Here is a 25255-nt window from a genome sequence, read left to right as displayed (position 1 = left end):
AACTTCCATTTACATCCTCCTCATTTTCAAGCAGCTGTTCTATAAAAGTGACTGGTAAATTGACAGGTACTCTTTAGCTGGTTGTGCCCAACTAAAATCCGAGTCCATTCCCTGAGACATGAGCTGTTGCCATTCTTCAGGCTGATCCTCATAAACATCTAAAGCACGACTAATGGTAGCCAACAAGTTGGTGCTGTTAAAGCCCCAAAAACTAAAGCCGGTACCTTCGCCCGTTATTTCATTATATGGGATAACTGTATCTTTCAATCCGCCAATTTCATGAACAATCGGAATGGTGCCATAGCGCATAGAGATCATTTGTGAAAGTCCACATGGTTCAAATGCTGAAGGCATCAAGAACATGTCTGACCCTGCGTAAATGTGCTGCGCTAAGGTTACATCAAAATCAATGATTGCCCGGCATTTATCCGGATACATCTGCTCCATATTACGGAATGCATTTTCAAATTCAGCGTCCCCTGTTCCTAAAATAACAATTTGGACATCTCTGGTAGCCATTAGTTCATGTATTTTTTCTTCAATTAAGTGAAAGCCTTTTTGACCGGTCAAGCGGCTTACAGCGCCAATAAGTGGAACGTCTGCCATTACCGGGAGTCCTAAGCGCTGCTGCAATGCTTTTTTATTAGCTACCTTTCCACTCAAATCCTCAGCAGTATAATGGTAGTCAAGACGTGAGTCCGACTCCGGATTATTAATATCATAATCAATACCGTTGATAATTCCCCGAATTTTCCAAGAATTATAGCGTAATGTTCCTTCTAGTCCTTCTCCAAACGCAGGCGTCTGAATTTCTTCTGCATATGTGGGACTTACTGTCGTAACAACGTCTGAAAAGTTAATACCGCCCTTTAAGAAATTCACGTTTTCATAGTATTTTACGCCGGCTTCATGGAAAATGCTGTGTCCTGTATTAAAGACTCCTCCCAGAATATTTTCAGGGTAAATACCTTGAAAGAGAATGTTGTGGATAGTGAGAACTTTGCGAATTCCTTTATATGCTTCAACCCAGTGGTATTTATCTACCAAAAGAGCTGGAACCATCGCTGTCTGCCAATCATTCACATGGATGACGTCAGGAATAAAACCGATTTTTTCCATCATTTCGATAATTGCCATGGAAAAAAAGCCGAAACGCTCGCCATCATCCCATTCGCCATATAGGCCATTGCGATTAAAATAGTCCTGATTATCTATAAAATAATAAGTGACACCCGCAAGTTCTAGTGTCTTTATACCGCAATAAACCCATTTAAGACCTACATGCATATAAAAATACACTAAATCTTCAGCCATCTCTTTGTACTTGGTATCGATTTGGCTATAGAACGGGAGGACGACACGAATGTCGACCCCCTGCTTCACTAATTCTTTTGGTAAAGCACCTGCTACATCACCGAGTCCGCCTGTCTTGATAAAAGGTGCTGCTTCAGCTGCTGCAAATAAAACCTTCATGAGTTCCCTCGTTTCTAAGCCGTAACGGTCTTGTTTTTCTCAATAACGATTAAATTATCTATGGAACCTTTCAGAATGACACCCGGTTCAATCGTAACGTTCTTGTCCAGAATACAATACTCGAGAATTGCACCTTCACCGATTTTTGAACCTTGCATAATGATTGAATCACGGATTTCTGCATCTTTACCGACATTCACTTTGCGGAAAATTAACGAATTCTCGATTGTTCCTGAGATATAACTACCTGTTGCAAGGAGTGAACGTTTCACTTTTGCATCGCTACAGTAATAAGTAGGTGCTTCGTTTTTAACTTTTGTAATAATTTTTCTTTCCCCATGGAAAACAGCGTCATAAAAATCTTTATTCAAAAGAGACATATTGGCTTCGTAATACGATTTAATGGAATCAAAGTTCACAATCGGTCCAGTATGCTCATATGCATCCACTTGATAAAATTTAGAATAATAGGCAACCAGACGATCAATATCCATTCGAATGCCTTCTTTAGTTGCACGGTCAATTATTTCAATCAACTTAGATACATTCATCATGTAGAAGTTTAAGCTCATTGGAGCTGTCTCACCCGTAAAATCACAATCACTACTTGGCCGCATTTCTAAAACATCACGATTGCTATCGAATTGGAGGACTTTTTCATAGTCATGACCTTTCACTTCATCCACCGGCATATTTTTATAGAGAACTGTAATATCACCATCATGCTGCATGTGGAAGTCACGCATAGCTAGAAAATCGAATGTTCCAATAATCTTTCCTCCACCGACAATCACATATTCTGCTCGGGATTTCGTTAGGAATTCACGTTGATTTTCATAGAAATGATTTTCACCAAAATGTGGATCATCTGTATGTTGTTTCATATAGGTTTGGGAGTAGGTGAAAATCCCACCACTTAATGTTGATTCTAAGTTCCAAACAGCTCCACTTCTAATGTGGTCGTAGATAGAGCGTCCTGACCCACCGATAAAGATTGCTGCTGAATCCATTTCTGCGTGACTAAAATTTGATAGATGGAAGTCAATCGCACGGTAACGGCTTGCGAATGGTAATGCTGCCACCGGACGACGTGTCGTTAATGGTTGCATATCCCGTGTACTTGGATCTGTTAGGCTTAGAATTCCTGTGATTTTATTCATTCTCATAGTCTGTTCCTCCTACTTGTTCTTGATAACCGATTACTTTAATATCATCGCGTGCTCCGATAATCTCGGTACCATCCTGGATATTCGCGTACTCACCGATGATGGCGTATTTAATCGTTACATTCGCACCGATTTTAACATTGGCCATAATCACACTGTCTTCGACCACACTGTTTTCACCGAGTGAAACATTTTGAGAAATGATAGAGTGATTAACAGATCCGTCGATATAGCAACCGTCTGCGAGCATTGCATTATTTACAGTTCCATTTTCAGAAATATATTGCGGTGGCGCGATCGGGTTTTTTGAGTAAATACGCCAGTTGTCATCACGGATGTTCAAGCTATGGTTTGGATCCAAAAACTCCATATTCGCTTCCCATAAGCTGTCAATTGTTCCGACATCTTTCCAATAACCTGTAAAGGAATAAGCGTAAAGGTTCTCTTTATTATTCAAGTATGCAGGAATAACATCGTGACCAAAGTCCATCATACCTTTTGTTTCTTTATTATCTTCAACCAGATACTTACGCAATTTTTTCCAGTTGAAAATGTAAATCCCCATAGATGCTAAATTACTCTTCGGCTCTGCGGGTTTTTCGTCGAATTCAATAATACGGCCAGAATCATCTGTATTCATAATTCCAAAACGCGATGCTTCTTTAATATCGACTGGAATAACCCCAACTGTTAAGTCTGCATCATTCTCGATGTGTGACTGTAACATGGCATCATAGTCCATTTTATAAATGTGGTCCCCTGAGAGAACAAGCACATATTCTGGATCTTTTGAATCGATAAAGGAAATATTTTGGGTAATCGCATTCGCTGTCCCTTCAAAATATTTTTCACCATCCGCATTTGTATAAGGCTGAAGAATGGTTGCTCCTTTTCCATGTCCGCTCAATCCCCACGGTTCACCGTTACCGATATGATCATTCAACTCAAGCGGTTCGTATTGTGTGACAACCCCTACTTGCTTTACCTCAGAGTTTGCACAGTTACTTAGTACAAAATCGATAATCCGGTAACGTCCGCCAAACGGGACAGCCGGTTTAGCCGTTTCTCTAGTTAACTTACCTAGCCGGGTACCTTGTCCACCTGCTAAAATCATTGCTAACATTTCATTTTTCATATGCTCAGGAAGAATCATCAACTCTTCCCTTCCCCTCCTTTTATGCTTTTTTGTTTTTATTCAAGCCATAAATTCTTTTGGGCCTTATATATACAGTTCCCATTGCCGGGACAACCAACTCGATTGTATGCTCGAATTGTTTATAAGGTTGATTCACTGATTTCATATCCGGTTGTGGTGTTGTCCACGTTCCACCAAACTCTAACATTTCTGTATTCAATAATTCTTCGTATGTCCCTTTATAAGGAACACCAATCACAAAATTTCGTCTTTCTACTGGTGTGAAATTAGTAACCACAATTAAGAAATCACGTTCTTTCTCAGACTTCCGGATAAATGATAAAACTGTTTCTTCTGTGTTATCTGCATCAATAATCTCGATTCCCGTATAAGATTCATCAATTTCATGAAGTGCTTTTTGCTTACGATACAAATGGTTTAACGTCTTGATAAAATGTTGATACTCTTTGTTAAATTCATTACTATAAAGAACGCCCCATTCGAGTTCATCATAGAAGCGCCACTCTAGAAACTGCCCGAATTCATAACCCATAAAATTCAACTTCTTGCCGGGATGTGCCATTTGATACGCTTGTAGTGTTCGCAATGCTGCAAACTGATTGTAGCGATCTCCTTGCATTCTACCGAGCAGTGAGTTTTTACCATGCACAACTTCATCATGCGAAAACGGCAATACAAAATTTTCATTAAAAGCATACATGAACGAAAATGTAATCAAATTAAAGTTGTCTTTCCGATACAACGGATCCATTTCAAAGAAGCGTAAAATATCATTCATCCAACCCATGTTCCACTTGTAGTTAAATCCAAGTCCGTCCATTTCAACAGGTTTCGTAACACCTGCCCAAGACGTACTCTCTTCAGCAATCATTAACATATCCGAATCTTGTGAGAAAATAACTGTATTCATTTTCCTTAAGAAATCAACACCTTGACGGTTGTGATTACTCCCATCTTCGTTTGGAGTCCAAGGACCCTCGTCATAATCCAGATATAACATATTCGATACGGCATCGACCCGGATTCCATCAACATGAAATTCTTTCATCCAATAAATAGCATTGGAAATTAAGAAGCTATGAACCTGCATTTTGCCTAAATCAAAGTTCATTGTTCCCCAACGATTATTTACTGCCCGATTTGGATCGTCATATTCGTAAGTAGGTGTGCCATCAAAATATGGCAGGGCATAATCGTTCTTGCAGAAGTGCCCTGGAACCCAATCCAAAATAATTCCGATTCCATTTTTGTGCGCCTCTTCCACAAATTCGCGGAATGCCGTAACGTCGCCGTAACGTGCTGCAATTGCAAAATAGCCCGTTATTTGATAGCCCCAGGATGCTTCTAAGGGGTGTTCCATCAACGGCATGAATTCAATATGCGTATAGCCCATTTCTTTCACATAAGGAATTAAGGTTTCAGAGAGTTCTTTAAAGGTATACTGACTGCCGTCAGGATGACGACGCCAGGATGCAAAATGAACTTCGTAAATATTGAGAGGTTTTTTATAGATAGTTTTGCGTTTTTTGTTTGCATACCATAAGCTGTCCTTCCACTTTTTAGAAGGCAACTCTTTAACGATAGACGCATCTTTTGGAGGCACTTCATAAGCGCGTGCATATGGATCAATTTTATAAACCATTTCGCCGGCCTGTGTTTCGATTAAATATTTATAACAGTCACCTACCGCAGCTTCCTTAGAAAAAATCGACCACGCCCCCGTTGTACCCACACTTTCCATGGGTACTTGCTCCCAGTCAGAAAAATCTCCAACTAAAGAAACCGACTTCGCATTGGGAGCCCACACAGTGAAGCGCCATCCATCTTGATTTTGTTCATAGCTACGGTTATTTCCCATGAAACGGTAACTCTCAAAATGTTGGCCATTATTAAATAAATACATTTCTTTCTCGATGTTAGCTAAAATCGAACTTCCCATTTGACGTTATCCTCCTCCACAAAATATTCCGATAGAACTTTTCCATAATTATGTTTTATTAGAAATTGCTCTTCTTTATAATACCATTCTTACTTTAAATAATCCATGTATAACGGCTATGCGAACGTTTTTTTTGAAAAATATTATCCTCACTTTTCTTTCATTAGATTGGATTCGCTTTCATTTAATAATTAGAAATAAGACAACAATTTTATACTGTTGTCCTCTTTCGTAGTGAGCTACAGAAATAATTCTTTTAATATATGTCCATCTGTTTTGACCGGAAAAGCGAGTCCAATTGCATGAAGAAGCGTTGGCCCCTCATCGACGAGTCGCGCTCCTTCCAGACGTGCTTTGGTATTGATTCCCGGCCCGGATAGCAACAGCATCGTGTTGTAATTATGTTTGTCAGGATGGAATCCGTGAGTCGCTTTCGCTAACGTTCGGCCGCTTAGCGTCTTATCGGTACTCTCCATGAACGGATAAGACACATCCTCTTTAAAGTAGTAACCGGCTTTCGCTTCTAAGATAAAAACAGCATTCTCATCCACACCATCATATTTAAATTCCTCTTTGGTAAAGATTTTGTCGATGCGGGAATCGATCCCTTTCAATGTATCCAGAATCATTTTATTGGTTATACTGGAATCTTTACGGTAAATATAAGCTGCACCGTCAGCTGCTTTCAAGATGACTTTCCAATCGGTAATCCGATTATTTTTATCTGTTTGAATCCATCCTTTTTGTACAAATAAGTGATTGGGACGGATAACAGTATGGGTATCAATTTGGTAATGATCTCCAAGAACAGCTAATACAGTATCCTCCATCATGTCGCATTCTTTTAAGGTAGTAAGAATTTCACCAAGCCGTTTATCCATTCGGACCACGGCATCTCGTGCTTGCGTACTCTTCACCCCATACTTATGACGCGTACTATCTAAATCAACGAGATGAATAGCCATCATGTCCGGCTTTTTATTTTTAATCGTATCAATCGCCACAGCAGTGATAAAATCATCTAACTCGGGTTGTTGAATCCCATTTCTCAAGTGCTTATATTTTTTATTCATATCCAGAGCATAGGTCAGACTCGACGCAAACCCCGAGACCATGATTTGGTTTTGCCACGGCCGATTCGGAAATATCTCTGCTAAATTATAATCAATCGCTTTACTTCTTCCTGTTACCGGCCACAGTAACGTACTAATTGAATAGCCCGCTTTTTTGGCAACTTGAAAAATCGTTGGCGTTTTTATATCTTTCTCATACCAATACCAGTCTGCCGAAACACGCTCAGGTTGCAAACGTGTGTTATTTACGATTCCATGCTGATTCGGGTACATGCCCGTCGCAATGCTGGTGTGAGCCATATAAGTTAAAGATGGATAAACAGTTCGAACTCCTGTTACAAGCGCACTTCTGGCCAATAACTTGCGGAAATTCGGCAAGGTACTGGCAAACGTCAAGTCCGCATCTCCAAATGCATCTAATGAAATGATATAAAGTCGTTTTTTTGTCATTACTTGACCTCCCTGATTCAAACTGTTCTCATTTTAAATTATACATTACGTTCATATTTTCAAACAAATATAGCACTCTCTAAACCATATGAGAGTGCATTTTCTCTAATCTTTTTTTCTTTTCTCTAGAACAACTTTACGGCCATAGCGAATAAGTATCGCAACGACAACGATAATTACGATGAATGGGAGCGCATAAATAATCCAAATGGCTGCGTCTTGTACCCAATAATAGAAACTATAAAGGGAATCAAGTACCGCTTCTTTCGCTCTACCCCAGAAAGGGAGCGTTTCATTTCTTCCGTTAGAAACCCGTTGCCGCTCAACGAGATGTAAATGAACTGTCGTATAATCAATTAAATTATCGATACCATCTAATTGCGATTGTAGAATCTCACGCTCAGCGATTGTCTGGCTCAAGTTGTCTTCTATTTGTAAGATTTGATCAATTGTTTCTGCCTCTTCCATAAGTTCATTTAATCGCTTCTCTTTTTGGTTGAGAACATTAATCCGTGTTTCTGTATCGCGATAGGTCTGAGTTACGTCTTCAGAACCAATTTGCTCACCTATTTTCACAGCTTCCATACCTTCTAAAGATTCTAGAAGTACAGTTACTTGCTCTTTCGCAACGCGGATTGTGAAGTCAATGCGGCGATATTGGCGTGCTTCTCCTCCTATTATTGCGCCTGGTGAATAAGAAGATTGGTTCGAATATTCAATATACGCATCAACCTCTTTAATCGTTTCTATTACGTGTTGATTGGCCTCATCAAAATAGAGTGTTTCGTAATCAAGGTTTATCGTGGTTATAACCTTTTCACCAACCAGACCATTTTCTATTGCGATTTCATCATTGGTCATCGCACGTTCTTCTAAAGACGCGTTGTTGACCGTGGATAAGCCGGCCTCATCTTGACTCAGTTCTTGCGACTTTGAACAACTAAATAGAAATAATGTAAGCAAAAGAATTATATAGTTCCGAAACTGTTTCATAATAGCCACCCCCAAACGTATCTATGTACATTATAGCAATCTTATGCCTTTTGTGAAAGAGCTTTCATTTTCTAAGGGTATTAAATTTGAATACAAAAAAAAGAGTTACTCCAATGAAGGAGCAACTCTTTTTCCGCGGCATGGAAAACCATGAGTAACGTCTTGTTCACAGCAATAAGTTACCAAACATACACTTCCTGTGGTGTGATTGAACACAATGTCCCGCTAAACAATTTACGATTCCAATTGGATCGTAAGTCGCCTCGTCGCATAAAAAGTATATTATCATATTATTTTTTACTTTGCAAGCTTTTTTAATCGGATACAACTTAAATTTTGTAACCGTCTGAATCATGTTTTTTCAAAATTGGCTCGGGTTATACTAATTTTGCTTGTGCTTAAATAAAATCTCGATTATGCTATGAAAGAATGAAATCGTAAAGGAGCAGGTTTTAATATGAAACAATGCTATTTCTGTAACCAATCAATCCCAATGGATGCAAAAAAATGTCCGATGTGCGGAATGGACGTGACTGAAGAACAATCTACAACATCCGAAATAGAAAACCAGACATATAATATTAACTTTAATCCCGTATCTCGAAAAGAAGAAAAACGCTTCAACTTTCTAAAAAGTTTTTCAACTTTTTCTCAGTATTTACACTACCTCACTCGGAAAGTAACGCATCCGCAAGAAACGGATTTTTCTCTTAGCGGATCGTCTCTGTATGGTTATTTGACAATCCTTCTCTCTGCTCTTCTTGCTGCTGGAACTGCAACACGTGTGGCTGCAACTTGGGATCAAACGTACCAAACGTTGGCTTCAATCTCTATTCTTCCGGTCGTGTCTTTTTCTTTTAATGCGATTGAGTGGTTCATGAAGTTGAGTCTCTTCTTCTTTGTATATGCCTATCTCTATGGCTTTATTTCTTTCATCTTTCAGAAAAACCAATCTGAAGAAGAATATTCATTCGCCTTCTGGCTCACACATTTTGGCGGTATGAACGCACTCTCACTTTTTGTCTTAGGTGGATGCTTCATCTTATCGTTAATCGCACCGCTCGCTTTAGGGATTCCGGCTCTTATTTTTATCTTCTTGTACTTAATGAGCTATACGCTTAGCTTCGCACTTTCTCTGGGTGGTACAAATATAAATAAACGTTATTACCAAGGAATAATTGCTTCAAGTATCCACTTCTTGTTGCTCTTAGCATTTGGATACCTACTAGTGAAAATATAACGCTTCAAATCAAACAGAGGGGCTGGGAATTTTTTCCCAGCCCCTCTCCTATATTCTCTTTTTTAGTTGTTTAATGAATCAAATGCATAAGGCACTAAATCGGCAACAGTCAAACGTTTGATGTCGCCTGCTCCATTTGTTAGAAAAACGGGTGTATCATACTCACATAGTTCAACCATCACCTGACGACAAATGCTACATGGCATAATATAATCTTCTGTATTGGCTGCCACAGCAATTGCTGCAACGTCATGCTTGCCGTACCCTTTTGTTATACCTGTAAATAAAGCTGTACGTTCTGCACAGTTTGTCGCGCCAAAAGATACGTTCTCCACGTTTACACCTTGAATAACTTCGCCGCTTTTATATAAAATGGCTGCCCCAACCGGGAAATGTGAGTAAGGAACATAGGCCTTCTCTTTTATCTCTTTTGCTTGGTCGGCCAATGATTTAATTTGTTCTTGCAAGATATCCATTCTGGTCAACTCCCTTATTATCAGTAAAGTATACCTATTATAACTGAATTTTATTAAATTTCCTCAATTATTAATTAATTCTCAGTATTCATCATAATCCAACTAATATTAATGTTTTGTCCCTTTTGTGATATGATAAATTTTGTCTAGTTTAAAACGAGAGGAGTCTTTCATCTAATTATGTTTATTATCTTATTACAGCAAATGTTAACAATGCTGTCTTTAATTATTTTTGGTTTCATCTTAATAAAAAGGAAAGTACTCGACGCTGATGGAACTAAACAGATTTCAACATTACTGTCGATGTACGTGATGCCAGCATCCATGATCGCTTCATTTAACGATGCGTTCGATTTTGATCGGCTGAAACTGTTCGGATGGGCCATTATTGCTGCATTATTAACTATTACAAGTCGGATTCTACTGAATCATTTTGTGTTTGATAAAGAAGATCGGACTGCAAAATACGGGGTAACTTTTCCGAATTCCGGCTTTTTTGGCATTCCCATTGTAACAGCATTAATCGGGATTCAGGGAATTTTTTTCATGTCAGCCTACATTATGTGTAACAACATCTTGCAATGGACATATGGGCGCGCTTTAATATCTGGCGATCGTAGTTCGATGAGTATTCGCAAAGTCTTCTCGAATCCAGGTATGATTGGTGCAACAATCGGATTGATCCTTTATATTATCCCGTTACCTCTACCCGCATTCATGTGGAAAGCAGTCGATAGTATTGCTGCCTTAAATACATCCTTGGCAATGATTATTATCGGGAGCTTCTTAGCAAATAGTGATTTGAAAGCAATCTTTACGAATAGAACTTCTTACAAAGCCTCGTTGATGCGCCTAGTGATTACACCTATTTTAGCTATTATCATCATCAAGCTTCTGCCCATTAACAACAGCGAAGTTGAACTTGTTATGACGATTGCCTCAGTCGCACCAGCCGCAGCCAATACTGCCATTTTGGGCCGTGTCTTTGGAGGTAATTATGAATACGGCGCGCGTATCGTAGTGTTGTCATCCCTTTTTTCAATCCTAACGATTCCGTTTATGCTCCAATTCGCGACATTTATATACGCACTCTAAAAGAATGAATATATCAAAAGACTGGAAAAGCCCCTATAACAGGGCTTTTCCAGTCTTTTAATATCTATTTAGTTAAACAGACCTGTAATGGCTTGCCAAATTTGGCTGAAGAAATTACCGATACGATCTATCAGACCACTTTCTTCTGCTTGTGATACGAAATCAGAAATTTTGTTTTGGACATTTTTGGATAAATCTTGTAACTGTTGTTTTACTTCAGCAGAATCGATAGCTGATGTTTTTTGGTATTTTTCGAATAAATCAAGCAGCTTTTGGAATTGATCCTGCGTTACATAATCTTCCAATTTATTTTTCGCTAAGGCATCATTAATAATTTTCTCGATATCCTCACGTGTCGCTAATTCACCGGCACGCTCCTTTAGTTCAGATAACTCTTGTTTAATATCAATAATCGCTTGGTCCAGTCGCTTAGCATCGAAGTCTTCTTCTCCAACGTTTTCCTGGGCAATCTCATTCGTTGTCTCTAATTCTTCCTGAGCAACTTCCATGCGGTCTTGATCTAATTTCTCACCATTCGCGTCAAATGCTTTATAAATTCCGGTTAAGGCACTTTCTCCAGTTACACGGCTGACACTCGCAACAAGGATTGTTGCATCGGCTACACCAGCTGTAATTGCAGCATTCGTATACTGTTCTTCAGTAATTTGAGTAATATTTTCAGGCGTCTTAATATCGACAACGACACCCTTGCCGCTGTTTTCTTTCTGGACTAAGACAGAAGAAATCATGACAGAGGTATCAGCAGCTCCTTCGTTCAAGTAACTCGCGAGATCCTCTCCGGTAACTGCCATGCTGTTCACGTTATCCCTGACTTCAATATCCAATAAATCTGCAGTTGTATCTATTTGGGCATCAGATAAGCCACCACCATATACAAATGTAGGCTTGCCCCATTTTTCATTGATTACCGTTGTATCAATCCCACTTTCGTCAGCAGATACAGTGTTTGGAACCAGTAATCCTAATGTACCGAATGTTACAGCAGCAGTTATTAATACGAGTCTTTTCTGTAATTTTTTCATTTAATCATCCTCCTATAACGACCAGTCTACTTTAAATAAACGGAAGGTTCATCCAACCTGGGGCCGATTTAGTTCGTTTTAATAGCTCCAGCCGGTAATGCGCGCCATACAATCTGCGCTAATTCTAAATCAACCATACTGTGGATGACTGTTCCTACGCCTACAAGTCCCATTACCGACAGTAAAAGCCCTTTATCGTAATAAGCAGTCGAGAGATTTCCACCAAAATAAAAAATAGACACCACGACTACTTCGCAAGCTGCATGAAGAACGCCAATTAATAAACTATACAGCCATTTACTTTTACTATTCTCGAGCGTACTCGGATGTTTTGCCAAATATTTCGCTCCAAAATAAGAAAAAATTAAATGACTGGCTGCTCTTAAAGTAACGACAATCGGAAAACCGCCTAACATGAAGCCAAATGCTGTTCCAATTGCTACTGCAATCGCAACATAAGGTGATATAAACATCGCAATGAAAGTTGAAACGTGGCTTGCTAAAGTAAACGAAGCCGGCTCCAAGATAATTTTTAATGGGGATATCATCGGGATAAGAATGCCAATGGCTATCAATAATGCCGCTATAGTAATTTTTCTAGTACGTTGCCTACTTTTCAATTAAATCAACCCTTTCCACAATTCTGTCAACTGAGGTGTCAAGACACCTACCTTATGATTATATTTTTTTTGCGAAAAATGTCAAATGTATAAAATACCGTGTTGATGAAGTTCGTTCTTAATACGCGTAAAAGTGTCTTGGTCTGGACAATGTATAACATGCGTATGTACACCATCCGTCAACGAAGAAAGCATTTTTGCCTCATGCTTCTTGACGTGATTCAAAAATTCTTTAATATCATAACGCGTCGCTATTTGTAGCTTTCCGGTCAATAATCCATAATATGGATGTTCCACACTGACATCCATTACACGGCCACCGTTATCGACGATTATTTGTAACTCTTCCTCTGCTTGTTGAGGAGTGTGTAAACAAACCACTTTCCCTTCGTAAAAACTTTTTTCATCCGCTTTTGCTGGTAATATATATCCCCTTGGAGTTGATAAAACATCATGTCCTTCGGCTCTTAATAGTGCTATATCTCCTACTATCACCTGACGACTGACGTCAAATTTCTCAGCCATTTTTCTGGCGCTGATTGCAGCATCCAATTGGGTTAAATATTTCAGTATTGCCTGTCTACGCATCGCTGGGCCCATACGTATCCTCCGTTTCTTTTATCCTTAGTCACATTTTAGCATGTTCCCACTGACTTTTCCTTTTTTCTCAATTATAATAAGTGAAAGAAGAAATGCGAAAGGATGGGAATCGTGGTACAACTAAATAATTTAACCGCTGAAAACCTACAAGAGACGCTTGCCCTTCAAATGGAAGGTTGGCAAGCAAAGAATCTTCCCACGATTGCAGAAGAGATTGCTATGGCTTACGTGGATCCAGAAAATAGAGTCCCATTAGCACTTACAGTCAACGACAAAGTGATAGGCTTTATGGTATTTTCTTTTTTACAGATGCATGATACAGTAGCTATTCCTTATTTTATGATTGACTGGCAACAACAAAACAAAGGCTATGGAACAAAGGCCTTACAAGAATTTATTCAGTATGCTGAAAATCTGCCCGGCATCAATAAAATTCGTTGTGTTGTCAATACAGGTGATTTATTCGGTAGAAAGACACTGGAGTCCGCCGGTTTCGTACGCGGTCAGACAAATTTAGAGGAAAAAGAAAATGAAATGGTATATATCATTCGTTAATGATGGAGGATTTTATGAATACAATGGTTTATGAAGCATACAAAGAGTGGCGCGAAGGCATGGTACTCTTTCAAGATGATTTGGCATGGGACGAGCAAACGGAAGCAGATTTTGCAATTTGGGATGCCGCAGACCATGAGGCGCGCGATGATTTCAACATGTTTTTAGCAGCAAAAACATTGGATCAAGTTAGTTTTACTGAAATGAAAGAAATGGAAGTACGTTACGAAATAGAGAATTAATACAATGAAAAAAGCGTTAAGCTCACAGGCTTAACGCTTTTTTTCTTATTGAACAACCGTTCTAATTTCATCATAACGTGTGACTTGCCAACCTTTTCCATCATTCCAAGTTAAATATGTTTTGAAATACTTTCCAGTTGAAACTTGCATTATGGTCGCAGTTACACGCTGTTCGCCAGCATTTCCAACCCAGTATTCCACTATATCATCTTCAGGAACACCTGTTGCTTGTGATGCTGCACGTTTTATTTCGATACGATCCGCGCTACCATCATTGTAGTCTGTTACATGAGTACCCGACTGTGTTGTTCCGATTGGCTCCCAATCTGCGGCATAAGCTTTGATGACATTTGGATCATTCGAAGGAATTTCACGAATGTCAGCATCACTCTCTTCAGATGTAACCTCGGAAGATATTTCTGCCTCTGATTCACTTGACTCCTCTGTTTCGTCTGATTCGACCGTTTCAATAGATTCGTCTTCTTCAGATTCCTCACTAGATTCTGTATCAATGACCACCGATTCTGATTCTTCATTACTTCCGAGGACTAAATCCGTTTCATTTGAACTGTTTGAACCTGGATAGATAAATTCAAGCAATAAAATAAAGATAGCAATAACTAACAGGCCAATCGATAATTTTAAAACTAAATCTGAGCGATTATTATTATTTTTATTTCTTTGTGAACGTGATTGTATTTTATTAGACAACAAATTCGCCTCCTTCGGATATACTACCATGGCAATTTTACCACTCGTTCGCAATAGGGTTACAACCGCATTACTTTTTGGATAAACTAATCACTTTCAAACGTGCTTGCAAGTTAAAAATGGAGTCGACTAAAAAGATGGCAACTGCAATAGAACCTGAAACTAACAAGGCACCATTCAGATAAACGGTCGCTGTACTGTAATCACCGTCTATAAAAGCAAATACAGCACGGTAAATCCCCTCTCCTGGAACAAGTGGGAAAAACGCAGGTAAAAAATAAATGGTTGTGGGGGTCTTTAAAATTCGAGCGAAATATTGCGACAACAGAGCAATTGTTAAACTTGCCAATAAAGTCGCAACCACTTTATTAAAGAACTGCATACCGATTAAGAATACAAACCATCCGGCAGCTCCGGTTAATCCAATATGGAAGATAGAACGTTTTGGCGATTGAAGAAGAACAGCAAACAACGCATCTGCCACAAAAGCAACCAGCGATTCAAATATTATTGTAATCATCCGAATAGTCTCCCTCCTAACACCAAACCAGAACCAATTCCGATTGCTACAAAGATGGCAATCAAGAGCGCCTCAAGCATTTTCGCTCCTCCCGACATATAGTCACCTCTGAAAATATCACGCACACCGTTCGTTAAGGCAGTACCGGGTAACAAAGGCATAATCGCTGAAATAATCATGATATCCTCTGATATAGAAACTGGCATGATGACACTCATAAAATAAGTGATTAAAGCAATCATAAAACTAGCAATCATATCAACAATAAAAGAAGTAACACGCCATCTACCACCGTAATAACGAATGATTGCGACCACAATTGAAATAGGAATAAGGGCGATAAACTCCGGGAATCCCCCCTTATACATAATAGCAATGGCTTGAATAAAACCGATTAAAGCAATCGATTGGAACCATTCATTATACGTCTTACCAGTAATGGTATTTAATTGCGCATAAGCCTCTTCAATCGATATGACACCACTCGTAACACGACGGGAAATATCATTTACACGGGTAATATTCCCTAAGTTCGTACTTCTGGTAGAAATACGTTTCACCACAGTTATGGCCTCCATATCTGGACTGTCCAAGGTAGCTATCAGGCCTGTCGTTAACGCTAATGCATCAATCATTGTCAATTCTGTCAAATTTAGAATGCGGGTGACTGTCTCTTCCACCCGATATGTTTCAGCGTTACTTTCAAGCATAATCTTCCCAGCGAGCACCGCTGTGTCCATATAAAGTTCGTAATTCATTTCTGACATCTTTCGGTCCTCCTTCTATTCTTTCATTTGAATGTAGTATAGCTCAAAAACTTTCTTCTTTCTTGCTTTTTAATGGCTTTTAATTGACATTTAATATGTAAGCCCATAAATTAATATTATAACAAAGTAGGAGGCACACATTATGGCTAAAGTAATGATTACCGGTGCCAATGGGAATATTGGCGTCGTCCTCACCGAGCACTTGAAAAAAAACCATGACTTAACACTGGTAGATGTTGATTTTTCAAACTTGTCCGACTCTTTACTCGAAGGGACAACGTATTTAAATTTGGACTTAGTGAAACGTGAAAATTGGGATGGCTTGCTCTTGGATATTGAGTATGTCATACATCTCGCCGGAGATCCGAGTCCAGAAGCAGATTTTTACGATACACTCTTGGATTTAAATTATAAAGTTCCGCATAATTTATTTGAATCTGCGATTAGAAGCGATGTGAAAAGAATAATCTTCGCAAGTTCTGTCCATGCCATCATGGGCTATCCAAAGAATGTTCAAGTTAAAACGAGTGACTATCCGAAACCTGCTGATCCGTACGGGGTCTCCAAAGTCTATATGGAGGCATTGGCGAGCTATCATGCCTTTACATCGAATCAAGAAGCAATCGGTATCCGTATCGGTGGTTTCGACAGCACAATTGAACCTGGCGTTACCGATTTAGACGGGCTGTCGATGCATTTATCAAAGAGAGATATGTGTCATTTGATTGATTGTTGCTTGGCTGCTAAGTTGGATGAACCTTTTCTATTGGTAAATGGGGTTTCCAACAACCGTTTCCCACGCATGGATATCTCACAGGCACATTTTGATATCGGCTACACACCACAAGATGATGCCTTTACCATGTTACAAGATGGCGTCTTGGACTTTAAGAAAGAAGACGCCGTGGAAATGGATCCTGCGGAATAAACACCTGAAGCTGTCTTACCAATATTGCAGTATGGCAGCTTTTTTTGCTATACTATCATCTAAAGATAACGAAAAGGAATGACACTATTGGCAAAGAAAAAAGGTTCCAACATTCAACGGAAAAATATTAAACCCCAAACTTCGCTTTATCACTCTTTGGGAGACAACTCAAAAGATGAAAGTAATCAACCTACTGAACACGTAAATAGCTTCACTTTCACCACAATCGGGATGTTCGCGGGATTAATTATCGGCTTGTTGCTGGACGAGATAAGTTGGGGATTCGGAATTGGACTCTTATTGGGCGCAATAATAGATATTATTCTGAACTACCGTAATAAGAAAGCCTTCGAAAGAAAATTTGGCATTTTAGATAAAACTAGTACAGAGTAACCGTCGTTGTTGCATTTCATTTTTGTATATGCTAAGCTAGTTTTAACTGAATAGGAACTTATCACAAAGGGGTGCCGGAAACGGCTGAGATTGAATGAAAATTCTGACCCTTCGAACCTGTATCGTTAATACGAGCGTAGGAATTGTGTGAGTTGAGAACACGTTATAACGGTTTTCTCCTCCTTTGTGTAGTTGGTTTGTTCCATTCTACTATTAAGGAGGAGATTTTTTTATGTCAAAAAATTTAACGATCTGGATTGAGGCAACCATTATGGCTGCCTTAGCAACCGCTCTCTCGTTCATACCTTTGGAAATTGGACCGAGCTTTACTATTACAGTTGGGCAACCTGTACTCATTCTCTTTGCGCTACGGCGTGGGCTCGTCCCCGGCTTAGCAGCGAGCTTTTTATGGGGAATCATGCACATCTTCGTGGCAAACGCATATATTTTGACACCTCTGCAAGGTTTCATTGAGTACTTTGTCGCGTTTGGTTTTAGTGGATTCGCTGGCTTATGGGCTAATAGCCTCCAATCAAATGCGGATGAAGGAAATAAAGCACGGGTGAGAGTCCTTATTGTCGTAGGGTCAATTGTCGGAACAGCTGCTCGTTTCTTCTGGCATACCATTGCGGGTTATTATTTTTGGGGAGAATATGCACCGGAGAACTGGAGTCCTTGGTTCTACACGATTGTAATGAACGGAGCGAGTGCCTTTGCTACGGCAACCTTTACCGTCATTGTACTCTTAATTATTTTCCGTACCACTCCTTCTCTGTTTGTTCCTAAAAATAAGAAGTATGGGTACTGATCTCTCACTTTTATCATTGACAAAAATCGTTTTCAATTCTATACTAAAATAGTTGCGCGGTCATGGCGGAATGGCAGACGCGCCAGCTTGAGGGGCTGGTGGGGGCAACCCCGTGGAGGTTCAAGTCCTCTTGGCCGCATACTATTTTAGTAACGTTTCTAGCACTTACCTGTTTAATGGGTAGGTGCTTTTTTTATACTCGTACCGCGTATGTACCGCATAAAAAATATGTTTACTTTAAAACTCCTCTATCCATTTTTTTGGGAATACAACACCTTATTTTATTAACAAATAGCAAAAAGATAACTATCTAATTTTCTATTGAGGTCTAGATACCAATGCTATAATATAGACATATGTATATTTTAACGAATCCTTATTCTGAAATATTTGAAAGGAGGAAAGATATATTATGGCAAAATTTGGCTTTAGTAATATCGTTCAAGGTGTCCTCGGCAATATGAATGAAGAGAACAAAGAATCACTTTCAAAAGAATATTCTCAGTACCTATTTGATAACGAAGAAATTCAAAGTGGTTATAAATTAATCCGAGACGCAATTATATTTACCAATCTAAGAATCATCTTCGTTGACAAGCAAGGTGCTACAGGGAGAAAGACTTCGTTCAAATCCATCTATCTCTCCCACATTGTGGACGTCGAAATGGAGACCGCCGGAACAGGATTTGACGATAGCGAAATTACGATTACTTATCTCACAAATATTAATCGTATCGCAAGGCATGAGGTTTTAGAAAGTAGAAAATTTGAATTTCCCAAACAAACCGACATTGTCCCTCTTTACAAATTCTTCGGGAATTTGGCCATGAAGAACAGAGCGGAAATCAATCAAGTCAGCGTATAATACGACTCTTCATATTAATCATTTTTTATTTTATATGAGTGGATTTAGGTGTCCATCATTCAGAAAGGACAACAAACTTGAACAATTTACTACGTTTTATTGGACGCAAAATAACTTTTTTCAGGAGAATTCGAGGCGTTTCGCAAGCTGAATTGGCTGATGAGGTTTCTATCGAAAAAGAAGAAATTGATGCGATTGAAAAAGGTAAAAAAGATCCTTCTATTACAAAACTATATAAAATATCACAATTCCTAAGAGCAAAAATAGAAGATTTCCTTCCTAAAAAAAATGTGAGCAACGACTTCGCTCAGATTTATCAGCAACTTAAGCGGCCAAACCAAGAAAAAGTTTTTCATTTTGCACGACATTTGCTTCGTGATCAGACTAAAATTATCGATTTTGATAATTTTAAGAATAATCCTTCAAAAGAGCAAAATAATAAGACTTTTAGAATCCCTATCCAATCTGATTTTATGTTTTTAGTTGATGATGCCAGCATGGCTGACTTAATACCGAAAGGGTCACCTGTCTTCTGCAAAAGCCAATCCACAGCTAAGGATGGCGATATTGCTGTCCTTGAAGTATTTCGGTTAGGAACAATTTGTAGAAAAATTTCCTATGACTTTGAAGAAGGAACAGTCACTCTCAAACCCCTAAACCCTGAATTTACCGAAATCAAGTACGAATATGATCAGGTTAAGGTTATTGGAATAGCTTTAATAAGGTAACAGAGTATTTTAGGAAAGAGAGTGGGAAAAAAGCTTTTAGATCCGAAACTTCTAACGCATACCATATCCGTAAGCTACTAAAGTAGCAACGGCTACGGCAACTGGAGCGAATAAGCACAGGATGGGTGAAGGCCATCCGCGCATTATTTCAGTAGCACTGTGGGCTGAAGCCCAAGTGTATCATTTTTGTAAGCTGCTAAAGCAGCAACAACCATGACAAAGTGGCTATCGGATCTGCCTTTTTGAGCACGTTTACGCCACAATTATTCGTTAATAGTAAAGGGGCCGGGATTTTTTTCCGGCCCCTTTACTATTTATTTTGAATATTTTTTTAAGTATGCAATACCAAGCGTTCCAAGTCCTGCGTGTGTCGCAACACTGGCTCCAACAGGCCGAAAAACAATGCCGCGTGAAGCAATTTGACTTTCAACTTCCGCCAGAAACTCCTTGCCCTTTTCGATGTCCTCACTATATGCCACGCCTATTATTTGCTTCTCAATTTGATCTGCTTTTTCTTTGATTACTTCAATCATTCGATTCATAACTTTCTTTTTCCCTCGAATTTTTTCAGTTATCACAACTTTACCATTGATCAATTCCATAACCGGATTGATTTGAAGCACTGAACCAATAGTTGCGGCCGTTTTAGAAATCCTTCCGCCCTTTGCTACCCAGTTCAAATCAGATAATGTAAATAAAGTTACCAAGTTATTCGCCATAAATTCCATCCGGTTGGTCACTTCACCAAGACTCCTATTAGCTGCGCGCATTTCAAGGGCTTCAGAGAGCATGACCCCTATTCCGATCGAAGCTGTTCGCGAATCGATTACTGTAATCTTCACCTCAGAGAACTCTTCTTTCACAGCTTTAAGAGCCATTAAAGCCGTATTGTATGTTCCTGATAAACCAGAAGATACAGAGATGTAGATTCCTTCTTCTTTTTCTTTCGCAATCTGCTTAAATTTAAGGTAAAAGTCTGCTACCGCGACCTGCGCTGTCTTGGGATGTATCCCGTTTTTTATAGTGTTATAAATTTTACTGGTGTCAATATCCAAGATATCTCGATACTCTTTTTCGCCTAACGTAATGAGAGCTGGGAATAAATGAAGGTCTTTCTCTTCTAGAAACGCTAAGGGTAAATCGCATGTCGAATCGCACATTATTATCATTTATTGTAAAACCTACCTTTTGTTATTAGTTTTCGATTGCTATCAGCCTGCCACGGCATTTCCCACAAACATAGCGTGCCACATTCACCTTATTTTTCCGTGAAATTTCAGCCGCACACTTTACACACCGGTATTGATGCAATGATTGTCTTTCTTCTGGGGTTCGCAAATCTTTCACGTAGCGACTTCCCCCTGTGGCAGCAAGCAAATTTTTGAAGTCCGAATCCCGATGTCGGTAGCCTCTTCCTTCAAGATGAAGATGATAATGACAGAGCTCGTGTATGATGACTTTAGTAAAATCAGTCATTCCATAAATTTCTAAAACGCGCTTATTAAAATCCAAGTCATGTGTTTTTAATAAGTAGCGCCCGCCTGTCGTCTTTAATCTTGCGTTAAAAGTTGCCTTATGAAGGAATGGTTTTGAAAAGTTAGTGAGCGATGTTTCTTCTACTAACCTCTGGAGTTCTATTTGGTTCACTGCTCATTCTCTCTTTCTGTCTTCATAGAAAACGGCAACCCGCTATAGAACAGGGTTGCCGTTTCATCATATTATTTTTCTAACGCCTTGACAATAGCTTTGTTAAAGACTGGTAAATCTTCAGGAGTCCGGCTCGTAATCAAACCACTTTCGTCGATTACAAGTGCACTGTCTTCCCAGTTTGCACCCGCATTCTTCAAATCAATAGCTACTTGACTGACTGAAGTCATTTTCTTGCCTTTGACAACTTCTGCATTAATCATGAGTTGTGGACCATGGCAAATAGTGAAAATAGGCTTCTGTTCTGTATCAAAGTGTCGAACAAATTCTAAGAAACTTTCATGTTTTCGAAGCGAGTCGGGTGAAAAACCACCAGGTATCAACAAGGCATCAAAATCTTCAGGGTTAACTTCATCAATCCCTTTATCAATTATGACTTCGGCCTCTCCCTTTTTCCCTTTTACAACATTTCCTGCTTTATGCTCAATGCTTACAGTTGTATGACCGGCCTCTTCAAGCGCTTGAACGGGAGACGTATATTCGGAATCTTCAAATAAATTGGTAACAAGTACTGCAATTTTCTTTGACATATCTGATTTATTCCCCTTTCTTTTGCTGTTTTTAGTCTAACAAACATTCAAAAGGGAGACAAATTATTTGGCTAACATGGTCAAAGAAATACGTCCTTTTTTAGCATCTACTGATTCAATCCAAACTTTGACGATGTCTCCTACCGCTACAACATCGGTCGGGTGTTTAACAAAATTATTACTCAATTTAGAAATATGAACCAAACCATCTTGCTTCACACCAATATCAACGAAAGCACCAAAGTCAACAACATTCCGAACGGTTCCCTCTAATTCCATACCTTCTTTTAAGTCTTCCATTGTTAGAACATCTTGGCGCAACAAAGGTTGGGAAATATCATCACGTAAATCGCGACCTGGTTTGGTTAAACCTTGGATCACGTCATGAAGCGTTTCTTTTCCTAATCCCGTTAATTCTCGCGCTTCTTGTTTGTCTAATTTTGCCAAGACTTCTCGCGCTTTCTCAGAGCCTACATCTTTCAAGTCCAAGTCAACCAGTTTAAGGACAGATTTCGCTTCAGCGTAAGATTCCGGATGGATATCCGTATTATCTAAAATGTTCTTCCCATCTATTATACGAAGGAAGCCCGCTGCTTGCTCGAAAGCTTTGGGTCCTAGACGCGGAACTTTTTTCAATTCAGTACGTGAAACAAACGCACCATTTTCTTCACGGTAAGCCACAACGTTATTCGCAATCGTTTTATTTAAGCCGGATACATGTTGCAACAGTGGCGCACTTGCAGTATTTAAGTTAACGCCTACTTGGTTAACAGCTGTTTCGACGACGAAGTCCAAGCGCTCTGTTAGACGTTTTTGAGAAACGTCATGTTGGTATTGCCCAACACCTACAGATTTCGGATCAATTTTCACTAATTCAGCGAGCGGATCTTGCAAGCGACGCGCAATGCTGACAGCACTTCTCTCTTCTACTTGGAAGTCAGGGAATTCTTCGCGGGCAATATCACTCGCAGAGTAAACTGAAGCACCCGCTTCATTCACTATTACATAATAAACTGTTTGTTCCAGTTGTTTAATTTGCTCGGAAACAAATAATTCTGACTCTCGGCTTGCCGTTCCATTTCCAATCGCAACCATCTCTACATTATAACGCGTAATTAATTCATTGAAGCGCGGTCCCGCTTCTTGCATTTTAAATTTCGATGCCGGTTTATGTGGGTAAATAACATCTTTTGCCAACACTTTTCCTGTTGCATCTACGATAGCCAATTTACATCCTGTCCGGTAAGCCGGATCAAAGCCCATTACAACCTTCCCTTTCATCGGTGGCTGCAATAATAAATTTCGTAGGTTCTCACCAAAAATAGAGATTGCCTGCTCTTCTGCTATTTCTGTGAGTTCATTGCGAATTTCTCTTTCAATTGCTGGTCCGATAAAGCGTTGATAACTATCTTTATAGGCGGCCTCAACGAGTGGCACCGTCATGCTCTTTTCATTTTTTATTAGATTTGTAGCCAAGTAGCCGAATATTTTTTCCGTATCAATAAGAAAAGAGACACGCAAAATATTCTCTTTCTCACCACGGTTCATTGCTAACATCCGATGCGGCTGAATCGTTTGGATGGCTTGTGAGAAATCATAGTACATTTCATAAACGCCTTTTTCATCCGCTTCTTCATTCTTTACTGTACTCGTAATTTGTCCAAAACGTTTTGTAAACTCGCGGATGCGCTCGCGGAATGTTGGTTCATCACTCACAATTTCAGCGATGATTTCATGCGACCCTTGCAACGCAGCTTCGACAGATTCAACTTCTTCAGTTATAAATTCACGTGCTTTATCTTCGATTGACCCAGATATTGGGAATGTCATTAACCACTCTGCCAACGGTTCAAGACCTTGCTCCTTTGCAATAGCAGCCTTCGTCCGGCGCTTTTGTTTATAAGGACGATACAAATCCTCTACTTTTTGCATTTTTTCAGCAGCTTGAATAGCAGTCAGCAATTCCGGCGTCATTTTCCCTTGTTCTTCGATAGTTCTAATAACTTCTTCTTTACGATTCTCTAGATTAGTCAAATAGTGATGGCGTTCTTCCACTTCTCGAATTTGGACCTCATCCAGCGAACCTGTCATTTCTTTCCTATAGCGTGCAATAAAAGGAACTGTATTCCCTTCAGCCAACAATCCTAATACGGATTCGATTTGCCCGCTTTTATATCCCTTTAATTCTTTCTTCAAAAGTAAAAGTATCTTCTCATTTTCTGCCATTAGTTTATTACGTCCCTTCAATATAAGTGATGCATTCAGGTACATCGTTCTTCTTTTGAACGCCATAGTGCGCGACAAGCGTATTCTGGTCAAATACTAAGCCATGCAGAATACCACCAAAAACCGCCCCACCATCTATACCTATTTTATTATCTGATTCCCAAATATCATAATTGTTGTCAGCATTATGTAATCCCGGTGTCGGAGTATGTCCAAAAACAATAACTTTCCCCGTTTGATTAATCCCTCGATGAAAGGGTTCTCGAATCCAATAAAAATCTTTTGTTGGTGTTTCCTTCCAATCAGGAAGTGATAAGTCCACTCCCGCATGAACGAATAAATAATGATGCCATTCAAAATAAAGCGGCATGGAGGAAATAAAGGCGATCAAATCTGGGTATTGGTCCTTTATTTTTTCCGCTATTTCTGTTGGTTGAGCTGTACTCTGTCTTAAATCCGGCAGCAAGGAACTAATTGTACTTGCGCCGCCATTAATCAAATAATTGCCATAAAAGGTATCTGGCTGCTCTAAGAATTGTAAAAAGAGTTGCTCATGATTACCGGTCAAACAAATGGCATCTCCCGCCGCAACTAGTCTATATACTAACTCTATACATGCTTTAGAATTCAGCCCTCTATCCGCTAAATCACCAACAAAAAGTAAGGTTTGTGTTTTCTTATCCCACTGTTCCAGCAGCTTCACAAGCATGTCATACTCCCCATGGATATCTCCTACCACAAATAATTGCTGCCTCATCTCGACGCCCCCAGTCAGTTCTTTATACATTCTACCATAGATACAAAGAGTGATAAAAACTTCCTTTTAGCCTTAAAATACGAACATTAGTTATTTTGTAAGTTACAATTGTTAACATTTTAATATTGATTATGAATTACAAGTCGGTTATAATGACTGGGTGCTACACATTTGTTAACATTTTGCATTTATTT

The 25255-nt window shown here is 39.3% G+C and carries 27 protein-coding genes, 1 tRNA gene and 1 riboswitch; of the genes, 10 read left to right on the top strand and 18 right to left on the bottom strand.

Annotated features, from left to right (window positions below; all coding sequences use genetic code 11):
* Positions 1-39: 39 nt before the first annotated feature.
* The 6 genes from glgA to G7058_RS10645 all read right to left on the bottom strand — a co-directional run bounded on the left by glgA (position 40) and on the right by G7058_RS10645 (position 8250).
* A complete protein-coding gene (gene glgA / locus G7058_RS10670; RefSeq protein WP_166063499.1) occupies positions 40-1473 on the bottom strand; it encodes a glycogen synthase GlgA in 1434 nt (477 codons plus the stop codon).
* A gap of 14 nt (positions 1474-1487) precedes the next feature.
* Positions 1488-2639 (bottom strand): glucose-1-phosphate adenylyltransferase subunit GlgD, encoded by a 1152-nt coding sequence (gene glgD / locus G7058_RS10665; RefSeq protein ID WP_166063498.1) that lies wholly within the window; start codon positions 2637-2639, stop codon positions 1488-1490.
* Positions 2626-3774 carry a glucose-1-phosphate adenylyltransferase gene (locus G7058_RS10660; RefSeq protein WP_166063773.1) on the bottom strand — a complete coding sequence of 383 codons (1149 nt, stop codon included), beginning with the start codon at positions 3772-3774 and terminating at the stop codon, positions 2626-2628. The genes glgD and G7058_RS10660 overlap by 14 nt, the downstream gene beginning before the upstream one ends.
* Positions 3775-3814: 40 nt before the next feature.
* Positions 3815-5734 (bottom strand): 1,4-alpha-glucan branching protein GlgB, encoded by a 1920-nt coding sequence (gene glgB, locus G7058_RS10655; RefSeq protein ID WP_166063497.1) that lies wholly within the window; start codon positions 5732-5734, stop codon positions 3815-3817.
* A 239-nt stretch (positions 5735-5973) separates the two neighbouring features.
* A complete protein-coding gene (locus G7058_RS10650) occupies positions 5974-7257 on the bottom strand; it encodes an alkaline phosphatase family protein (RefSeq protein WP_166063496.1) in 1284 nt (427 codons plus the stop codon).
* A gap of 105 nt (positions 7258-7362) precedes the next feature.
* Entirely contained in the window at positions 7363-8250 is an 888-nt protein-coding gene (locus G7058_RS10645) for a DUF4349 domain-containing protein (protein ID WP_166063495.1), read from the bottom strand.
* A gap of 457 nt (positions 8251-8707) precedes the next feature.
* Here G7058_RS10645 and G7058_RS10640 point away from each other — a divergent pair, with 457 nt between their 5' ends.
* Positions 8708-9490: a hypothetical protein gene (locus G7058_RS10640; RefSeq protein ID WP_166063494.1), complete on the top strand. Its 783-nt coding sequence runs from the start codon at positions 8708-8710 to the stop codon at positions 9488-9490.
* 62 nt (positions 9491-9552) lie between these two features.
* Here the strand turns inward: G7058_RS10640 and cdd are convergent, their stop codons facing one another.
* Positions 9553-9966, bottom strand: a complete 414-nt coding sequence (gene cdd, locus G7058_RS10635) for a cytidine deaminase (RefSeq protein ID WP_166063493.1) — start codon at positions 9964-9966, stop codon at positions 9553-9555.
* Between the two features lie 180 nt (positions 9967-10146).
* On the opposite strand from cdd, the gene G7058_RS10630 reads away from it, so the two are divergent.
* Positions 10147-11061 carry an AEC family transporter gene (locus tag G7058_RS10630; RefSeq protein WP_166063492.1) on the top strand — a complete coding sequence of 305 codons (915 nt, stop codon included), beginning with the start codon at positions 10147-10149 and terminating at the stop codon, positions 11059-11061.
* 68 nt (positions 11062-11129) lie between these two features.
* On the opposite strand, the gene G7058_RS10625 is transcribed toward G7058_RS10630, so the two are convergent.
* From G7058_RS10625 to G7058_RS10615, 3 genes are all read right to left on the bottom strand, one after another.
* Positions 11130-12104: a DUF1002 domain-containing protein gene (locus G7058_RS10625; protein ID WP_166063491.1), complete on the bottom strand. Its 975-nt coding sequence runs from the start codon at positions 12102-12104 to the stop codon at positions 11130-11132.
* 68 nt (positions 12105-12172) lie between these two features.
* Positions 12173-12724 carry a hypothetical protein gene (locus G7058_RS10620; protein ID WP_166063490.1) on the bottom strand — a complete coding sequence of 184 codons (552 nt, stop codon included), beginning with the start codon at positions 12722-12724 and terminating at the stop codon, positions 12173-12175.
* 81 nt (positions 12725-12805) lie between these two features.
* Entirely contained in the window at positions 12806-13324 is a 519-nt protein-coding gene (locus G7058_RS10615; protein ID WP_166063489.1) for a transcription repressor NadR, read from the bottom strand.
* 111 nt (positions 13325-13435) lie between these two features.
* On the opposite strand from G7058_RS10615, the gene G7058_RS10610 reads away from it, so the two are divergent.
* Both G7058_RS10610 and G7058_RS10605 read left to right on the top strand, forming a co-directional pair.
* Positions 13436-13879: a GNAT family N-acetyltransferase gene (locus tag G7058_RS10610; RefSeq protein ID WP_166063488.1), complete on the top strand. Its 444-nt coding sequence runs from the start codon at positions 13436-13438 to the stop codon at positions 13877-13879.
* A gap of 14 nt (positions 13880-13893) precedes the next feature.
* On the top strand, positions 13894-14121 hold the full coding sequence (locus G7058_RS10605) for a hypothetical protein (RefSeq protein ID WP_166063487.1): 228 nt from the start codon (positions 13894-13896) through the stop codon (positions 14119-14121).
* A 45-nt stretch (positions 14122-14166) separates the two neighbouring features.
* Here the strand turns inward: G7058_RS10605 and G7058_RS10600 are convergent, their stop codons facing one another.
* The 3 genes from G7058_RS10600 to G7058_RS10590 form a co-directional block, all read right to left on the bottom strand.
* Positions 14167-14832, bottom strand: coding sequence for a YrrS family protein (locus G7058_RS10600; protein WP_166063486.1), 666 nt, complete (start codon positions 14830-14832; stop codon positions 14167-14169).
* 70 nt (positions 14833-14902) lie between these two features.
* Positions 14903-15352, bottom strand: a complete 450-nt coding sequence (locus tag G7058_RS10595) for a threonine/serine exporter family protein (protein WP_166063485.1) — start codon at positions 15350-15352, stop codon at positions 14903-14905.
* On the bottom strand, positions 15349-16119 hold the full coding sequence (locus G7058_RS10590) for a threonine/serine exporter family protein (RefSeq protein ID WP_166063484.1): 771 nt from the start codon (positions 16117-16119) through the stop codon (positions 15349-15351). Before G7058_RS10590 ends, G7058_RS10595 begins: the two co-directional genes overlap by 4 nt.
* Positions 16120-16261: 142 nt before the next feature.
* On the opposite strand from G7058_RS10590, the gene G7058_RS10585 reads away from it, so the two are divergent.
* The 6 genes from G7058_RS10585 to G7058_RS10560 all read left to right on the top strand — a co-directional run bounded on the left by G7058_RS10585 (position 16262) and on the right by G7058_RS10560 (position 19841).
* Positions 16262-17047: an NAD-dependent epimerase/dehydratase family protein gene (locus G7058_RS10585; RefSeq protein WP_166063483.1), complete on the top strand. Its 786-nt coding sequence runs from the start codon at positions 16262-16264 to the stop codon at positions 17045-17047.
* 87 nt (positions 17048-17134) lie between these two features.
* Positions 17135-17440 carry a hypothetical protein gene (locus G7058_RS10580; protein WP_166063482.1) on the top strand — a complete coding sequence of 102 codons (306 nt, stop codon included), beginning with the start codon at positions 17135-17137 and terminating at the stop codon, positions 17438-17440.
* 57 nt (positions 17441-17497) lie between these two features.
* A riboswitch (TPP riboswitch) is annotated at positions 17498-17600 on the top strand.
* A 72-nt stretch (positions 17601-17672) separates the two neighbouring features.
* Positions 17673-18248 carry an energy-coupled thiamine transporter ThiT gene (thiT, locus tag G7058_RS10575; RefSeq protein ID WP_166063481.1) on the top strand — a complete coding sequence of 192 codons (576 nt, stop codon included), beginning with the start codon at positions 17673-17675 and terminating at the stop codon, positions 18246-18248.
* Positions 18249-18304: 56 nt separating this feature from the next.
* Positions 18305-18387 (top strand) — tRNA-Leu (locus tag G7058_RS10570).
* Between the two features lie 273 nt (positions 18388-18660).
* Positions 18661-19113 (top strand): PH domain-containing protein, encoded by a 453-nt coding sequence (locus G7058_RS10565; RefSeq protein WP_166063479.1) that lies wholly within the window; start codon positions 18661-18663, stop codon positions 19111-19113.
* Positions 19114-19190: 77 nt separating this feature from the next.
* Positions 19191-19841, top strand: coding sequence for a helix-turn-helix domain-containing protein (locus G7058_RS10560; RefSeq protein ID WP_166063478.1), 651 nt, complete (start codon positions 19191-19193; stop codon positions 19839-19841).
* 314 nt (positions 19842-20155) lie between these two features.
* Here G7058_RS10560 and G7058_RS10555 read toward each other — a convergent pair whose 3' ends face one another.
* The 5 genes from G7058_RS10555 to G7058_RS10535 all read right to left on the bottom strand — a co-directional run bounded on the left by G7058_RS10555 (position 20156) and on the right by G7058_RS10535 (position 25061).
* Complete coding sequence (locus G7058_RS10555; protein WP_166063477.1) at positions 20156-21010, bottom strand: DegV family protein; 855 nt, start codon at positions 21008-21010, stop codon at positions 20156-20158.
* Positions 21011-21035: 25 nt separating this feature from the next.
* Positions 21036-21488, bottom strand: a complete 453-nt coding sequence (locus tag G7058_RS10550) for a SprT family protein (protein ID WP_166063476.1) — start codon at positions 21486-21488, stop codon at positions 21036-21038.
* 71 nt (positions 21489-21559) lie between these two features.
* Positions 21560-22078 (bottom strand): type 1 glutamine amidotransferase domain-containing protein, encoded by a 519-nt coding sequence (locus G7058_RS10545; protein ID WP_166063475.1) that lies wholly within the window; start codon positions 22076-22078, stop codon positions 21560-21562.
* Positions 22079-22141: 63 nt separating this feature from the next.
* The gene (locus G7058_RS10540; protein ID WP_166063474.1) at positions 22142-24304 is read right to left on the bottom strand and encodes a Tex family protein; all 2163 of its coding nucleotides are present in this window, start codon (positions 24302-24304) and stop codon (positions 22142-22144) included.
* 7 nt (positions 24305-24311) lie between these two features.
* Positions 24312-25061, bottom strand: a complete 750-nt coding sequence (locus G7058_RS10535; RefSeq protein WP_166063473.1) for a metallophosphoesterase family protein — start codon at positions 25059-25061, stop codon at positions 24312-24314.
* Positions 25062-25255: the final 194 nt, after the last annotated feature.

Origin of the sequence: Jeotgalibaca porci (genome assembly GCF_011299095.1) — a bacterium.
Classification (GTDB): Bacteria; Bacillota; Bacilli; order Lactobacillales; family Aerococcaceae; genus Jeotgalibaca; species Jeotgalibaca porci.
This window is presented reverse-complemented; position numbering and strand designations above follow the sequence as displayed.